At 59.9% G+C, this 14604-nt stretch carries 13 protein-coding genes; 5 read left to right on the top strand and 8 right to left on the bottom strand.

What is annotated here, in order from left to right; genetic code table 11:
* Positions 1 to 68: 68 nt before the first annotated feature.
* Entirely contained in the window at positions 69 to 551 is a 483-nt protein-coding gene (locus AC13Q5_RS27130; RefSeq protein WP_075853059.1) for a YybH family protein, read from the bottom strand.
* 17 nt (positions 552 to 568) lie between these two features.
* Positions 569 to 1807, bottom strand: a complete 1239-nt coding sequence (locus AC13Q5_RS27125; protein ID WP_488503801.1) for a YbfB/YjiJ family MFS transporter — start codon at positions 1805 to 1807, stop codon at positions 569 to 571.
* 104 nt (positions 1808 to 1911) lie between these two features.
* Between AC13Q5_RS27125 and AC13Q5_RS27120 the strand changes: the two genes are divergently transcribed.
* Positions 1912 to 2790 carry a LysR substrate-binding domain-containing protein gene (locus AC13Q5_RS27120; RefSeq protein WP_488503800.1) on the top strand — a complete coding sequence of 293 codons (879 nt, stop codon included), beginning with the start codon at positions 1912 to 1914 and terminating at the stop codon, positions 2788 to 2790.
* A 35-nt stretch (positions 2791 to 2825) separates the two neighbouring features.
* Here the strand turns inward: AC13Q5_RS27120 and AC13Q5_RS27115 are convergent, their stop codons facing one another.
* The 6 genes from AC13Q5_RS27115 to AC13Q5_RS27090 all read right to left on the bottom strand — a co-directional run bounded on the left by AC13Q5_RS27115 (position 2826) and on the right by AC13Q5_RS27090 (position 9934).
* Positions 2826 to 4556 (bottom strand): M14 family metallopeptidase, encoded by a 1731-nt coding sequence (locus AC13Q5_RS27115; RefSeq protein ID WP_488503799.1) that lies wholly within the window; start codon positions 4554 to 4556, stop codon positions 2826 to 2828.
* 6 nt (positions 4557 to 4562) lie between these two features.
* Positions 4563 to 5411 carry an ABC transporter permease gene (locus AC13Q5_RS27110; protein ID WP_075853062.1) on the bottom strand — a complete coding sequence of 283 codons (849 nt, stop codon included), beginning with the start codon at positions 5409 to 5411 and terminating at the stop codon, positions 4563 to 4565.
* A 4-nt stretch (positions 5412 to 5415) separates the two neighbouring features.
* Positions 5416 to 6339: an ABC transporter permease gene (locus AC13Q5_RS27105; protein WP_075853063.1), complete on the bottom strand. Its 924-nt coding sequence runs from the start codon at positions 6337 to 6339 to the stop codon at positions 5416 to 5418.
* 63 nt (positions 6340 to 6402) lie between these two features.
* Positions 6403 to 7938, bottom strand: a complete 1536-nt coding sequence (locus tag AC13Q5_RS27100) for an ABC transporter substrate-binding protein (RefSeq protein WP_488503798.1) — start codon at positions 7936 to 7938, stop codon at positions 6403 to 6405.
* Between the two features lie 44 nt (positions 7939 to 7982).
* Positions 7983 to 9809, bottom strand: a complete 1827-nt coding sequence (locus AC13Q5_RS27095) for an ABC transporter ATP-binding protein (protein ID WP_457881201.1) — start codon at positions 9807 to 9809, stop codon at positions 7983 to 7985.
* Positions 9806 to 9934 (bottom strand): hypothetical protein, encoded by a 129-nt coding sequence (locus AC13Q5_RS27090; protein ID WP_280173822.1) that lies wholly within the window; start codon positions 9932 to 9934, stop codon positions 9806 to 9808. The genes AC13Q5_RS27095 and AC13Q5_RS27090 overlap by 4 nt, the downstream gene beginning before the upstream one ends.
* Positions 9935 to 10252: 318 nt before the next feature.
* On the opposite strand from AC13Q5_RS27090, the gene AC13Q5_RS27085 reads away from it, so the two are divergent.
* The 4 genes from AC13Q5_RS27085 (at position 10253) to AC13Q5_RS27070 (ending at position 14594) form a co-directional block, all read left to right on the top strand.
* On the top strand, positions 10253 to 10945 hold the full coding sequence (locus AC13Q5_RS27085; RefSeq protein ID WP_075853066.1) for a GntR family transcriptional regulator: 693 nt from the start codon (positions 10253 to 10255) through the stop codon (positions 10943 to 10945).
* A gap of 254 nt (positions 10946 to 11199) precedes the next feature.
* On the top strand, positions 11200 to 12408 hold the full coding sequence (locus tag AC13Q5_RS27080; RefSeq protein ID WP_488503797.1) for an MFS transporter: 1209 nt from the start codon (positions 11200 to 11202) through the stop codon (positions 12406 to 12408).
* Between the two features lie 240 nt (positions 12409 to 12648).
* Positions 12649 to 13326: a FadR/GntR family transcriptional regulator gene (locus AC13Q5_RS27075; protein ID WP_488503796.1), complete on the top strand. Its 678-nt coding sequence runs from the start codon at positions 12649 to 12651 to the stop codon at positions 13324 to 13326.
* Entirely contained in the window at positions 13323 to 14594 is a 1272-nt protein-coding gene (locus tag AC13Q5_RS27070; RefSeq protein ID WP_488503795.1) for a CynX/NimT family MFS transporter, read from the top strand. The genes AC13Q5_RS27075 and AC13Q5_RS27070 overlap by 4 nt, the downstream gene beginning before the upstream one ends.
* Positions 14595 to 14604: the final 10 nt, after the last annotated feature.

Here is a 14604-nt window from a genome sequence, read left to right as displayed (position 1 = left end):
ACTCGCGTGAAACTTTGGCGCCATGTGGGCAAGGCACCGCGTGGAAGGCCAAAATCACGTGACAACATCTACGCCAGTCGATCCAACGGTGCGCCGAAGATGATCTCCTGATAGGCAGCAAGCAGGGCGGGCTCCTCGATGGAGCCGTGATGATGAAGTTGACGCCAGGCGCCGTCGATCCGGGTGAACCAGCGTGTCGTGCGAATGCGAAGCTCGACACTCCTATCGGCGGTGATGCAACTTCCCTTCTCTCGACCGACGAACAGATGCCAGTCATCGCCGCCCTGGCTGGTGAAATCGTGGAATGTGACCTGGACTTTCGCCTTCCCACCAAACAGCTTCCCATAGCCATCACGGATCGACGGCCATCCGCGCCGGATGCCCCCGATCGGATTGTCCATGCTTGGCTTGTCGCCATCGGCCCAATTGGCGGCGAGTGCGTCCAGGTCGCCGGCGTTGAAGGCGCGATAAAAGCCAATAAGTGCATCGAGGGCACCGCCGTCGCCCATCATGTTTTCGCTGCCGGTAATCTCAGTCAAAAGTTCTGTCATGTTCAATTCTCCTGTTGTCATGAGTCATGATCCGCGGCGTGCCCCTGTGGGGTGCGGATAAACATCGCGACGGAGAGATCGATCGCCAGGGCGAGAACCATGGCGCCGGCTCCGATGAAGAAGAGCAGGTAGTAGTTTCCGCCGGTTTGCGCGAAGATGAAGGAAAGTCCGTAAGCGGCTGCCGCCTGGAACAGCGCGAAGAACACGGTTGCCAGGCTCCAGGCGACTTTCTGTTGTGCCGGGTGGTGCGGAAGCAGCTCCGCGATCCTGCCGAGCATTAGGGGAACCGTGCCGGTTACGAATGCGCCGACGATCACGCTCGAAGCGATGAGCCAGGCCTGCCCGAGGCCAAAGGCGGGAATGGCGACTGCGACGGCCTCGAAAAGAAAGGCGAACCGCAGCGCCGCGGCAAAGCCCGTGCGATCGGCAAGATGCCCGGCGAGTATCGGGCCGATGGTCGCGCCGAGGCCGAACAGCACCCAGTATTCCGCGCCGACCTGCAGGCCCTGTCCCAATCCGCGGGCCACAAAATCCACGAGAAAGATCATATGCGGAACCCAGCCGGCGGCATTCAGTGCGTATTCGATATAGAGCGCATGCAGTGTCCAGCGTTTTGGTACATGCGTAGCGTGTTGCGTCGGTATGGAGTGGCCAGCGACATCATGCGGCCATCCGCCCCAGGCAATGAACGTCAGCAGCAGCGACAGGACGCCAAGGCCGAGCCAGGTTTCTCGCAAGCCCTGTTGGAGGAGCAGGGGAACCAGTGTGCCCGACAGTGCAACCCCGGAGCCGATGCCCATGAAGATCACGCCGCTGGCAAGCCCCCGGCGAGAGGGCGAGATCAGCGGCAGGACGGTCGGCGCTGCCAGAACCATCAGGACGCCACCGGCAAGGCCGGCCGCAAAGCGCCAGACGAAAAACCACGCAAAACTGACGGGAAAGGCGCACGCAAAGAAGGCGGCCGTTGCGGCAAGCATCATGACCTTGAGCGTCAGGACGGTCGAAAAACGCGCGGCGAGCGTCCGCCCGAGCAATGCGCCGATCAGATAACCCGACAGATTAGCGGCACCGAGATAGGCGGCCGTAGAGGCTTCGAACCAGTGCGCGTCGACGATGGCGGGAAGGAGCGGAGTATAGGCGAAACGCGCGAGGCCGATGCCGATAAGGCAGGCGCAGAATGCCGACAGGATGGCACGCCATGCCTTCCGGGTACCATGATGGTTTCTGTCGATTTCGTGCGTCGTCGCGTCAGTCATGGGAATTCTCTCAGCTATCAGTGCTTGAGAGAATACGCCGCAAGCTATATCATAAAAATTGATTTGTTATGAGAACAGCTATCTCTATTGGAGATATGTAAGCCATGGACGTATCCGATCTCAGGGTTTTCGAAGCGGTATCGCGGCACGGCAGCATGAACCGGGCGGCACAGGAGCTGCATACGGTACAGTCGAACGTAACGGCGCGTATTCGGGCGTTGGAAGAAGAGCTTGGCGTCAGCCTTTTTCAGCGGCACGCAAGGGGCGTATCGACCACGCCGGCGGGACAACGCATTCTGCCATTTGTCGGCCGCATCACCAAACTTCTTGCCGATGCACGCACCGCCGCACATGATGACGGCTCGCCGGGCGGGACGCTCTCCATCGGCAGTCTGGAAACGACCACGGCGTTGCGATTGTCGCCGCTCCTCGGCCAATTCGCCAAGACCTATCCTCAGGTGCGGCTCGTCGTTACCACCGGTACGACCCGCCGGTTGATCGACGATGTCGTTTCATGCCGGGTCGAGGCCGCCTTCGTGGCAGGCCCCGTCAGCCATCCCGATCTCGATCACGAGGTGATCTTTCGTGAAGAGCTTGTTCTCGTGACAACGCCTGCCATCCACACAATGGAGGATTTAATCGAGATTGCCGATCTGAAGACCATCGTCTTCCAGATCGGATGCTCCTATCGGCAGCGACTGGAATCGCTTCTTGCCGATATGGGCATCGTCACATCGAAACCGCTGGAATTCGGTTCTCTCGATACGATCATCAGCTGCGTGTCGGCAGGTGTCGGCGTCACTCTTCTGCCGAGGGGTGTCGTTGCCGCCGCCGCCGGTGAGGGCAGGGTTGCAATCCACGAACTCCCGCCGGAGCGGTCGCTGGTGGATACGCTCTTCGTGCGCAGGAAGGACGCTTATACCTCCAGCGCCATGACCGCGCTCCTCGATATGCTCCGATCGGCCCGGCCTAGAGCCGGATGATTTTAGGTCTGTTCGACCTAAAATCTGAATCCGCTCTAGCTGGAAGCCATGATCTCCTGCCAGGCACTATAGGCCGAAAGCACGGTTTCCATCTGGGCTGTGTGGCCGGCGATAAACGCTTCGCCATAGATGGTCTCGTCCGGATATTCGGTGATCAGGGTCATTGGCACTGTGTGGCGATTGTCGATATTGGCGAGGCAGGGAAAGCCGTTGATGATACGGAAGCCCGTTTCGCCGGCATGGGTTTCATACAGTGCGATCTGGCGGTCATTGTAGCCCAGCAGTCCCGGGATGGCGCCGAGGTGCTTCGTGACCTTATCCAGAAGCTGTTCTGCCTGGGTCGCCCAGCCGGAATGATAGCGGGCAATCAGGAAGAATCCTTTCGGCAGTGTCCACATGGCGAAATTGCGTGGGACGTAGCCGGAAAGCGGACGCGTCCATTCATGCGCCGGATAGCCGTGCAGATTGACATGCAGCTGCGCGCCGCTCAGCTTTTCCGCCTGGAAACGGATCTTCTTCTCGAAGAGATATGGGCCGGCGTTCTCTTCGGTACGGTATTCGAGGTCGTCGCCAAGCGCGGTGTAGCGGGCGGCATGATACATGTGGCGCGGGCTGTCCTGACGCAGGCGCTGATGCAGCGCGTAGCCATCGGGATTTTCCAGCGGCGAGATGGTGAAATGGGCGCCTTCGAATTTGGCTAGTCGCTTTGCCGCACGCAGGGCGCCCGCGCCGCCGGTCGTCTCATTGGCGTGCTGGCCGCCGCTGATCATCACGGCCGCGTCGCGGCCCTTGACATAGCGTGCTCGAACAGAGCGTCCGGAGCGAGTAGCGGCCTCAAACGCTTCGCCGCCGATCCTGTCAAGCTCGGCCTCGATCTGCAGCACGGCTAAAGGTTCCGTTGCCGTCTCGAGCTGCTGCTCAAGGCCATCCCAGTAGTGAGCGGATAGCGGCTGCGTCTCGACTTTGACAGAAATCTCGCCGGAGGAGAGTAAGACCTGCGGAACGATCTGCCCTGGCTTCAAGCCGCGGTCGCCCAGCGGCCGGCCGGATTTCTTCTGGAAGAATTCGAGCAGCGAAAAATAGAAATCTTCATGCAACGCCTCGCGCAGGCTCATCACTTCATCGCCAACAGGCAAGGCCTCATCCGTCGCCGGCAGGGCAACGCGGATATTCAGCTCTTCGAAATAGGGCTCGCTTGCACCCCAGTCGAAATGAGTAATCGCGGCGATGGTCTCCTCGAAGAGCTGTTCATAGTCCGTGGCGAGCCTTTCGCCCGTCGCATTGCCATCCCGTACGATCCAGCCGGTCGGAGAAACGCTCGTTTCGCCGGCTGCATCGATGTGGATACGATTTGGTACGAGCACCTTCAACCGGCGTTCACCAGCCGCATTGCTCTTCAAGAGCGCATCATAATGAAAGTCGCCATCTGCTCTCGCGATGAAGGTGATCTTCCGGTCTCCGACCATCGCCGCAAGCGGATAGGCTTCCAGCCGGAAGCGATTGTCCGGCGCATTCGGGTGAACCGGATAGTGGATCTCGATCGCGTCCACATCCCGTAGATCAATCTCCTCGATGAAGGCGGTCACCAGCGGCTTGTAGGCGCTGCGAATGCGCGCCTTTACGCCCTTTTCCTTGAGTTCGCGCTCTGCCTGCAGGCGGCTTTCTTTGTCATCGAAGGTCCATGCCTCGAAATTCTGATCGGGCTTGGCATCTGCGACGAGGCGCGAGAGGGTGCGCTCAAAACTTCTTTCGAAAATCAGAGTCATGATATCTTACCTTGTCGTTCTGCCAGTCGGGTCGAGGCTGTCGCGCAGCCAGTCACCGAGGAGATTGAGGCCGAGCACAGTCAAAAGGATTGCGAGGCCAGGAAAGAGGCTCACCCACCACGCGGTCTGCAGATAGGTTCGTCCGTCGGCCAGCATGCCGCCCCAGCTCGGGATAGTGGGATCTACGCCCAGCCCGAGAAAAGTGAGGCTGCTTTCAAGCAGGATGTTGTTGGCGATGTTCAGCGTCATCAGCACGATCACCGGCCCGACAAGGTTCGGCAGCAGATGCTGGAAGATGATGCGCCAGTCTTTGACGCCGATCGCACGTGCCGACAGAATAAACTCGCGCTCGCGCAGGCTGAGTACCGAGCCGCGTACGAGGCGCGCATATTGCACCCATTGCGACACGATCAGCAGGATGATCGTGTTGGTCAGGCTGCCGCCGACGATGGCGATGAAGGTGATAGCGAGGAGAATGAAGGGCATGGCGAGCTGGATGTCGGCAAAGCGCATCAGCAACATGTCCCAGATGCCGCGGTAGTAGCCCGCCGCAAGGCCGACCAGCACGCCAAGAACCACGCCGCCAATCACCGAAGTCAGGCCGACGGTCAGCGATATCTTGCCGCCTGCGACGACGCGGGCAAGTACATCGCGCCCGAGCGGGTCGGTGCCGAAGGGGTGAGCGAGGCTGGCAAAGGGTCTTGCGAGCCGTGCCATCAAGTCGATCTTTTCGGCGCCACCGGGAAAGAGCACGTCAGAGAGCAGCACGGCAAGGCAGATGACGACCGTGATCAATGCTCCCACGATGAATTCGAAACTGTAGAAACGCGAACGGCGTGAGATCGTGGCGGCCATCGGCTTACTCCGTGCGAATGCGGGGATCGACAAGGCCATAGGCGATGTCGACGAGGAGGTTGACGCCGACGATGAACAGCGCCAGCACGGTAATCACGCCCTGCAAGACCGGATAGTCGCGGGCGCCGACGGCATCGAATGCCAGCGTGCCGAGACCCGGCCAATTGAAGACGCGCTCGATGACGACGATGCCGCCCAGCAGGCCACCGAACTGGATGCCGAAATAGGTGATGAGCGGTATTGCGCAATTGCGCAGCGCGTGCTTGTAGAGCACCTTGCTTTCGCTGAGGCCCTTCGCACGCGCGACCATGATGTATTGCGATTGTAGCGTTTCCAGCATGGCGGTCCGCACCAGGCGCACATTCGTTGCCGTCAGGATCACGCCCATCGTCACCGCAGGCATCACGTAGCTCGAAATCCCGACCATCCCGCTTGGCGGCAGCCAGCCGAGCGTGATGGAGAACAAGAGCACCATCATCAGCGCCAGCCAGAAGTTCGGGAAGGAGAGGCCGAGCAGCGAGAGAACGCGGATGATCTGATCCGCCGTCTTGCCGCGTGCTGTCGCTGCCTTGATCCCGAGCGGAATGGAGAGCGCGATCGAGACGACCATGGAGATGAAGGCGAGCAGCAGCGTTGCCGGCAGGGCATTGGCAATCAGCTGGGAAACCGGCGTTCCGCCGGTGAAGCTCCGGCCGAAATCCAATGTCAGCAGCCCCTTCAGGAAGGTGAAATATTGCACGAGGAAGGGCTGATCCGTGCCAAGCGCTGCGCGAATGCGCGCGAGATCGTCTTCCGTCATGCTGCCGCCGCCTTGAAACATCATCAGGGCAGGGTCGCCCGTGAGGCGGATGGCGAATGAGACGAGAAGAGTGATGGCGATCACGACGAAAATCGCCTGCAGCAATCGCTTGATGAGAAAACCGGCCACGTTCTTACCCCGAGAGCTTTCGGACGACGCCGCCGACCGAGCCGGCGGCGTCCTGCTGGATGATTAGTCGACGGTGACTTCGTTCAGCTTGATGCGGGTATCGGGTGCGGGCACGAAGCCCTTGACCCGCTTGCTGACGCCGTAGATCGCGTTGCTGTTGTAGAGCGGCAGTTCCAGCGCCTTGTCGGCGACATACTTGCCGATGTCTTTCAGCACCTTCTCGCGCTCGGCGCGATCGGTGAGGGGACGCTGCGATTCCAAGAGCTTGTCGAGCGTGGCATCCTTTTCATACGGATTCCACTTTTCGCCGGAGTGGTACATCGAATAGGCGGTGTTGTCGTAGTCGAAGGTCCAGCCGCCCCATTTCTGCTGGAACATCGCGCCGGTCTTGCCCTGCGGGATGATGTCGTTCAGCAGAACGTTGGTTTCATAGGGCTTGATGGTGGCGGTGAGGCCGACCATCTGCAGATAGCTTGCCACGACCTGCGCCACTTCGTTCATCGTCGCGTCATTGCCGCGAATGTCGATCTGCAGTGCAGCGCCAGGCTTCACGCCAGCTTCGGCAAGCAGCTTCTTTGCGCCTGCAGGATCGTAGGGAAGCGGCTTCAGATCGGCATCGTAGCCGAAGGAAAGCGAGTTCTGGAAACTGACGATCTCGGTTCCCTGGCCCGCGAGGATCGACTTGACGATCGTGTCGCGGTCGACGGCCATGATGATCGCCTTGCGCACGCGCGGATCGGCGGTGATGCCATCGCGGGTGTTGAAGCGCAGCGCGTCGACTGTCGGGCCGGGAACGCTGGCGATTTCGAGCTTGGAGTCGCCCTGGATGACCGGGAGCATGCCGATCGGAATGGTCGGCGGGATGACGATATCGACGCGGCCGGCCTGAAGTTCGGCAACGGCGGTCGCCGGCTCGCTGATGAAGCGGTATTCGAGCTCGGAAATCTTCGGCGCGCCGCCCCAGTAGTCCGGATTGGCTTCGAGCTTGATGTTCACCTTCGGCGTATAGGAAACGAACTTGAATGCACCGGTGCCGACCGGGTTGAGATTGAAGTAATCCTCGCCCTTTTCCTTGATGTATTTCGGCGGAACGATCATCGCGCCATAGCCGGCGAGCTTCGTCAAAAGCACCGGATCGGGCGTTTTCAGCTTCATGTCGACGGTGTAGTCGTCGATGATGTCAACGCTTTCGATCGCGGTGTAGTTCGAGCGCTGCGGTCCCTTGGCGCCCTGCTCGCCGAGCAGGCGATCGAAGGTGAACTTCACCGCCTCGGCATTGAAGGGCTCGCCGTCATGGAATTTGACGTTGTGGCGCAGCTTGAAGCGGATGCGCTTGCCCTGATCCAGTTCTTCCCAGGATTCGGCAAGGCCCGGCACTAGTTTGAGATCGGGGCCGCGATAGGTGAGGCCATCGAAGATGTTGGTCGAGACGGCAGCCCATGCCACCAGGAACGTGTCGATCGGGTCCCAGCTGCCCGGGTCCTGCGACGACGACACGGTGAGCTTGCCCGCCGCGAAGGCCGGAGCGGCGCTGATGGTGACGCTCGACATGACGAGTGCGGTCAGAGCGGTTTTCAATCCCCATTTCATTGTTTTCATTGAACCTGTTTCCTCTTCAGATCGATGCTATGGTTGGCGGTCGTTCAGGCACTCTTGGCGATGAAGTGGCCTGAAGTGATTTCCTCGTGAGCCAGGATCGGCGGCTCGTCGCCGACGCGGCGGACGGGATTGGGGATCTCGCCCTCGATGAGAGCGGTTCTGCGCTCCTGTGTCGGATCGGCGATCGGCACGGCCGAGATCAGGCGCTGCGTATAGGCGTGCATCGGGGTTTCGAAGACCTGCCGCCGGCTGCCGATCTCCATGATCTGGCCGAGGTAGAGGACGGCGACGCGATGGCTGATCTTTTCGACCACCGCCATGTCATGGCTGATGAATAGATAGGCAAGTTCACGCTCGGCCTGCAGGTCCATCAATAGGTTGATGATCTGCGCCTGGATCGAGACGTCGAGGGCGGAAAGCGCCTCGTCGGCGATGATGAGCTTCGGATCGGAGGCAAGTGCGCGGGCGATGCAGACGCGCTGGCGCTGGCCGCCGGAAAACTCATGCGGGTAGCGATCGGCATGGGCGGATGTCAGGCCAACGCGCTCCAGAAGCTCATCGACCCTGCGACGCACCTCTTTCGATCCGGAAATGATGCTGTGGGTGTTGATCGGTTCCGCAATCGAGAATCCCACAGTCTTGCGCGGGTCGAGCGAAGCGAAGGGGTCCTGGAAGATATACTGCACGTCGCGCCGCAGGCGGAACCGTTCCAGTGCCGACATGGCGGCAAAGCTCTTGCCATTGAAGGTGATTTCGCCCGAACGTGCCTTCTGCAATTGCTGGATGGTGCGGCCGATGGTCGATTTTCCCGAGCCGGATTCGCCGACAAGCGCCAGCGTCTCACCGGGGTGAATGTTGAAAGCGACCTTCTGGACGGCACTGCAGCGATGCGTGACCTGGCCGAATATGTTCTTTTTGATATCGAAGCGCACAAAGAGATCGCGCACGGACAGCAGCGGCTGCTGGTCGTAGCGGGCGGTATTCTGCACCCGCTCCTCGCCGACGATTTTGGGCTCGCCGCCATCGAGAACTGTCAAGGGCATGCGCTTCGGAAAATCCTGGCCGGTCATGCTGCCAAGTCTCGGCACCGCGGCGAGAAGAGCCTTCGTATAGGGGTGCTGCGGATTGGCGAATATCTCGCGAACCGGGCCTTCCTCGACCTTCTTGCCTTTCCACATCACCACGACGTCGTCGGCCATTTCGGCGACAACACCCATGTCATGGGTGATGAAGATCATGCCCATGCCGAGATCCTTCTGCAAATCCCGCATGATGTTAAGGATCTGCGCCTGGATCGTCACGTCGAGCGCCGTCGTCGGTTCGTCGGCAATCAGTAGTTTCGGGCGGCAGGCGAGCGCCATGGCGATCATGACGCGTTGGCGCATGCCGCCGGACAGCTGATGCGGGTAGCGCGTCAACAGCGCCTCGGCATCGGGTAGACGCACCATTTCGAGCAGGCGTCGGGCTTCAGCCATCGCGGCGGACTTGCCGATCTTCTCGTGCAGCAGAAGGACTTCGCAGATCTGGTCACCGATGGTGAAGACGGGGTTGAGCGAGGTCATCGGCTCCTGGAAGATCATGGCGATCTCCTTACCGCGGACGGAGCGCATGTCCCTCTGCGAGAGTTTCAGCAGGTCTTTGCCATTGAAGAGGATGCTGCCGGTTTCGAAGCGCGCACCCATCATGTCTGCGAGGCGCATGACCGAGAGCGAGGTCACCGACTTGCCGGAGCCGGATTCGCCGACAACCGCAAGCGTTCTGCCCGGTTCGACCGAAAAGGAAAGCCCCTCGACCACGCGGTTTTCACCGAACCGCACGGTCAGATCCGCTACAGACAGAAGCGGTTTGTTGTCGCCTGTAGCATTCGTCATGCGCTTACCTCGATATTGGGCAGGTCGTTCATGGCGTCCGGGATGATGGCCGTGTCACACTTTGCATCGATCATGCAGATGCGCTCGCCGAGATCGCCGTCAGGGCCGGATCGTAGCACGCTCATGCGGACACCCATTGCGACCCGGCAAAAGCAGGCGATGTTTTTCTACAAAACAGGCGTCTCATGAACATCTGTATCCGCGTTCCCATTATATTTGTTAGGGCATGAGATAGCATCAAACAACAATCTGGTCTATATTGTTCAACAATTTTCGTATTGCCAATCAAAAATGGGGACAAACCTGCATAAAATCGTCCAACGGACTTTCCTGTTGGGGCAGTTCGACAGCGTAGACAAGCATGAGAGCTCCACTCGCTTTCCAGTAAATGCTTGATACAGGCAGGCATCGGAGACGATTGAGCGCAGGCGCCGGGAGAGCAAATGAAGCAGACAAATCTTGCGAGCATCGAGCCGACATCAGTCGCAGAGACAGGGCAGACGCTGGCGGAACTGACGGCTGCCCGCATCCGCGAGCGCGTGATCAGCGGTACGCTGTCGCCGGGCAGTCATCTGTCCGAGGCAGCTCTTTGCGAGGAGCTGCAGGTCTCGCGCAATACGCTACGCGAAGTCTTCCGGCTGCTGACGAAAGAGGGCGTGCTGCGTCACGAAGCCAATCGCGGCGTCTTCGTTTCCACGCCGAGCATCTCGACGATCATGGATATCTTCCATATTCGCCGCCTGATCGAGTGTTCGGCGCTTGCCAATGCACATCACCGCCATCCGAGCGTCGACAAGATGCGTGCCGCCATCGAGGCTGCCGTCCAGCATCGTGATCGCGGCGAATGGCTGGAGGTCGGCAGCGCCGATATTGCCTTTCATGCAGCGATCGTCGAGCTTGCGGACAGTCCCAGGCTTTCCGCCTTCTATGCGCAGATCTCGCTGGAGTTGCGTCTGGTGTTCGGCTTGATCCGCGATCCCGAATATCTGCATGCTCCCTATGTCGGCCAGAACGCGACTATTCTTGCGCATCTGGAGGAGGGGGCGCCGGCAAGTGCTGCCGAGGCGCTGGAGAAATATCTGTTTCAGGCGGAGCGCTTCATCCTGGCTGCCTATTCAAGGGCGATGCCCGGCTGAGATTTGATCTCGCTCATTGGTACTATGAATGATGTGGATAACTCCGGCGTGAGGGCGGAAGTCCGGATGCAACCATTTGCGTCTTTGCCAGCTTTGGCGGAAGGATAGACAGCACCCGGGATGAAGGCATGTTGTCCATCGGGCGGCCGAGATTGGTTTGGCTGCAATCGATCAGGATCATTGCGTGCCGATCAGCCGGAGAATTCGTTTCGGCAACCGATATGACGGATGATGAGGCTATGGACGCGCGATCCTTGACGACCCCCAGCAGGGCCACCGCGATCCAGCAGGTTTGGGCTTCGCCACTCTATCGCGGCGCGACGCTTGCGCTGTTTCTCTCCGGCCTTGCGACATCGGCTTCGTTGCCGCAAATCGTCCTCTTCCTGGTGAAGGAACTCGGGGCGTCCTTGCCGGTGGCGGGGCTCTATTATCTGACCGGCCTGACGGCACCGATCGCCGGCTACCTCGTCGGCAGCTATTCCGACAGAAGCGGCAGGCGTTTCGGCCTTTTCCGGCTTTGCGCCATTGCCGGCGCCCTCGGCTGGGCGGGGATTGCGCTTTCCACCAAGCCATGGATGCCGTTCGTGATCGGCACAGTCATTCTGGGTTTTTCAGGATCGGCCACATCGCAGCTGTTCACTGCCATTCATGACGATCTCAAAGCGAAAGGAACCGGTGCCAACGATAGCGTGGTCGCCATCATCCGAATGGCCTTGACGGCCGGTTGGGTCATCGGGCCGTTTTTGGGTGCCTGGTGCGCGGTCGAAATCGGCCTCCGCCCCATGCTGTGGGGAACGGCGATCTGCTTCTTCGCGCAGATCATTCCGCTCGGAACCCAGCATGCCTTGGCCACGCCCAGACAGCGAGCCGATAAAAAGACTGATGCCGTCGGTCATGTCAGCTGGTCCGAGATGCTGCCGCTTCTGGCCTTCACCGGCCTTTACGTGCTGGTCTATGCTGGCGAGCCGATCAAATACGGATTCTTACTGCTTTACATGCAAGACCAGCTCAAGCTTGATCCTTCCATTCAGGGATCGGTGATCGGAACGCAGCCATTCATCGAACTCATCCTGATGCCGTTCAGCGTTCTTTTGGCGCGACGGATCGGCATTCTATGGATGATGTGCGTCGCCGCGATCTGCGGCGTCATGGCCAACCTCTGTTTTGCGGCCTGGCCGACGGCTATGGGCATGTTTGCTGGCCAGATCCTGATGGGCGGTGTCTGGGGGCTCTATATGGTGCTCGGGCTGATCGTTGCCCAAAGGCTCCTTCCGAATGCGGTCGCGACGGCTTCGGCGATCTTCATGAGCTCGTCGGCGCTTGCCAGTGCGCTTGGCGGCGGCGTTGGAGGTGTCGGTGTTGCCTATCTCGGGCTTCCGAACGTTTTCTATCTTCCGGCGGCGTTCTCTCTGGCTGCAGCGCTCGGTCTCGCCATGATGGCCCGCTCGGGTGCCATCAAATAGGGGTTTCCCGCTACAAGATAGGCATTGTTCAACCTCGGAAGGTTCCGGCCAGCGCCAAACCTGCTCCAATCCTTCGCCCGGGTTTCTGGTAGGCATGCTTACCATCTTCGCCTTCGGTTTCGTCAGAGACGCCACATCGCCCTAGCCAGCCGAGCGTTCGTCTCGCTGAAAATAAGATTGACTGAGGACTGTCGATTGTCTAAGTGATAAAGTCATCTGATGACTTGATGAGATCCAATCATGCGTGCTCTGACCAAAACCACGCTTGCGGATACGGCCGTCGAGGCAATTCGCAGCGAGATTACCGGCCGACGCTGGCTCGTCGGCGAAAAGCTGCCGAACGAAGCATCCCTCTCGTCGATGCTCTCCGTCAGCCGTGGCACGATCCGCGAGGCGGTAAGAGTGCTGGTATCCCAGGGTTATCTCGAAACCCGGCAGGGGTCCGGCACCTATGTTCGTTCAAGTACGGATGTCAGCCGGCCACTGGATATGGCGCGCCGTGCCGGGTTGAGGGATCAGTTCGAGGCTCGGCTTGCGCTGGAGGTCGAGGCCGCCCGGCTTGCGGCGCTACGCCATTCTCCGGAGGTCGTTTCGCAATTGCGCGCCTTGCTGATTACCCGTGGCAACTATGCCGGTGGTAACAAGGCTACGTTCATCGAGCGTGACCTTGCCTTCCACAAAGCTGTCGTCGCGGCTTCGCAGAACAGGGCCATGATCGAGATCTACGAGTTCTTCTCTCTCTCGATTGCCGAGACCATCGAGGCGACGCTGGGCGAGGACATTCCCGAGCCGGATATGCTGGCGCATATCGCTATCGTCGATGCTATCGAAGCCGGCAATCCCGAAGCGGCCGATAGAGCTGTGCGCCGCTTCATGGCCCCCATCGTCGCTACTCTTGATCGGTTGCTTATGTCATGACCAAGCTCTCGCAAAATCTCGCCTCCGTCGAATTGATCGATGCCGAGGCCGATGAAATTCCGGCACCGTTGCCGCATGGAGGCAAGTCGCCGATCGGCAGGTTTCTGCTGGGTGCGAGCCTTGTGCTCATCGCCTTCAATCTGCGGCCAGTTTTTTCAAGCGCATCGACGCTCTTGCCGGAGATACGGACCGGACTTGGTCTCTCCGCCTTCGGAACCAGTATTCTTACGACTTTGCCTGTTATCTGCATGGGGCTGTTTTCACCGCTTGCGCCAAGGCTCGCGCAGCGCATCGGGACAGAGCGTGTCCTGCTGGGCGTCATTTTCATGCTCGCGGTGGGCACGGCGCTACGGGGTTTTTCCTCGATTTCGCTGCTATTCTTGGGCACCGCGTTGGCTGGCGCCTGCATCGCCATCGGTAATGTGCTGTTGCCCGGCGTAGTCAAGCGCGATTTTCCCGATAAGGCGGCGCTGATGACGGGTTGCTATACGATGGCGCTATGCGCAGGCGCTGCGAGTGCGGCCGGCTTTACGCTTCCTGTCGAGCATGCTCTTGGTGGATCGCTCGGCGGTGCGCTCGCCATTTGGGCGCTGCCGGCTTTCGCCGTCGGACTTCTCTGGTTGCCGCAGGTGATCGGAGCGCACAGCCAGGCGCGGCGTACCGGCTTTCGCGTTACCGGTTTGTGGAGTGATCGCATCGCCTGGCAGGTAACGCTTTTCATGGGGTTGCAATCGGCGCTTGCCTATTGCGTCTTCGGCTGGCTGGTACCCATCCTGCGTGAACGTGGTCTTGATGGTGTCACAGCTGGCGTCATCGTGTCTGCCTCGGTCATGGTGCAGGCGGCTGCTTGCCTGGTGGCGCCTCATATCGCCGTTAAGGGTAAGGATCAGCGGGCGATCAATGTCATCCTCTGCTTAATTGCCGTCGTTGCCTTGCTGGGGCTGCTCTTTGCTCCGCTCTGGACGGTCTGGTTCTGGGCGGTACTCCAGGGCGTCGGGCAGGGTGGATTGATCGCTGTAGCGCTGACTGTCATCGTATTGCGTTCGCCCGATGCACATGTCGCCGCGCATCTCTCTGGCATGGCGCAATTCGTAGGTTACCTGCTTGCTGCGATCGGTCCGCTCGTGGTCGGCATGATTCATGGTTGGACGGGAAGCTTTGCCTGGAGTTCCGTCCTGTTTCTGCTGCTCGGTCTCGGTGCTGCGATCAACGGTTGGTTTGCCGGTCGTGCGATCACCGTCAATGCGAGGACGATTGAAACACCCTGATGGATGCGAC

The sequence above is a fragment of the Martinezella sp. CNPSo 3964 genome (assembly GCF_057784375.1).
Note: the sequence above shows the minus strand (reverse complement) of the source record. Positions and strands in the feature narration are given on the sequence as shown.

What these genes read in the sequence shown, in the direction of transcription:
- AC13Q5_RS27130 (WP_075853059.1), bottom strand. Translation starts at nt 551, where the DNA reads ATGACAGAACTTTTGACTGAGATTACCGGCAGCGAAAACATGATGGGC.
- AC13Q5_RS27125 (WP_488503801.1), bottom strand. Translation starts at nt 1,807, where the DNA reads ATGACTGACGCGACGACGCACGAAATCGACAGAAACCATCATGGTACC.
- AC13Q5_RS27120 (WP_488503800.1), top strand. Translation starts at nt 1,912, where the DNA reads ATGGACGTATCCGATCTCAGGGTTTTCGAAGCGGTATCGCGGCACGGC.
- AC13Q5_RS27115 (WP_488503799.1), bottom strand. Translation starts at nt 4,556, where the DNA reads ATGACTCTGATTTTCGAAAGAAGTTTTGAGCGCACCCTCTCGCGCCTC.
- AC13Q5_RS27110 (WP_075853062.1), bottom strand. Translation starts at nt 5,411, where the DNA reads ATGGCCGCCACGATCTCACGCCGTTCGCGTTTCTACAGTTTCGAATTC.
- AC13Q5_RS27100 (WP_488503798.1), bottom strand. Translation starts at nt 7,938, where the DNA reads ATGAAAACAATGAAATGGGGATTGAAAACCGCTCTGACCGCACTCGTC.
- AC13Q5_RS27095 (WP_457881201.1), bottom strand. Translation starts at nt 9,809, where the DNA reads ATGACGAATGCTACAGGCGACAACAAACCGCTTCTGTCTGTAGCGGAT.
- AC13Q5_RS27090 (WP_280173822.1), bottom strand. Translation starts at nt 9,934, where the DNA reads ATGAGCGTGCTACGATCCGGCCCTGACGGCGATCTCGGCGAGCGCATC.
- AC13Q5_RS27085 (WP_075853066.1), top strand. Translation starts at nt 10,253, where the DNA reads ATGAAGCAGACAAATCTTGCGAGCATCGAGCCGACATCAGTCGCAGAG.
- AC13Q5_RS27075 (WP_488503796.1), top strand. Translation starts at nt 12,649, where the DNA reads ATGCGTGCTCTGACCAAAACCACGCTTGCGGATACGGCCGTCGAGGCA.
- AC13Q5_RS27070 (WP_488503795.1), top strand. Translation starts at nt 13,323, where the DNA reads ATGACCAAGCTCTCGCAAAATCTCGCCTCCGTCGAATTGATCGATGCC.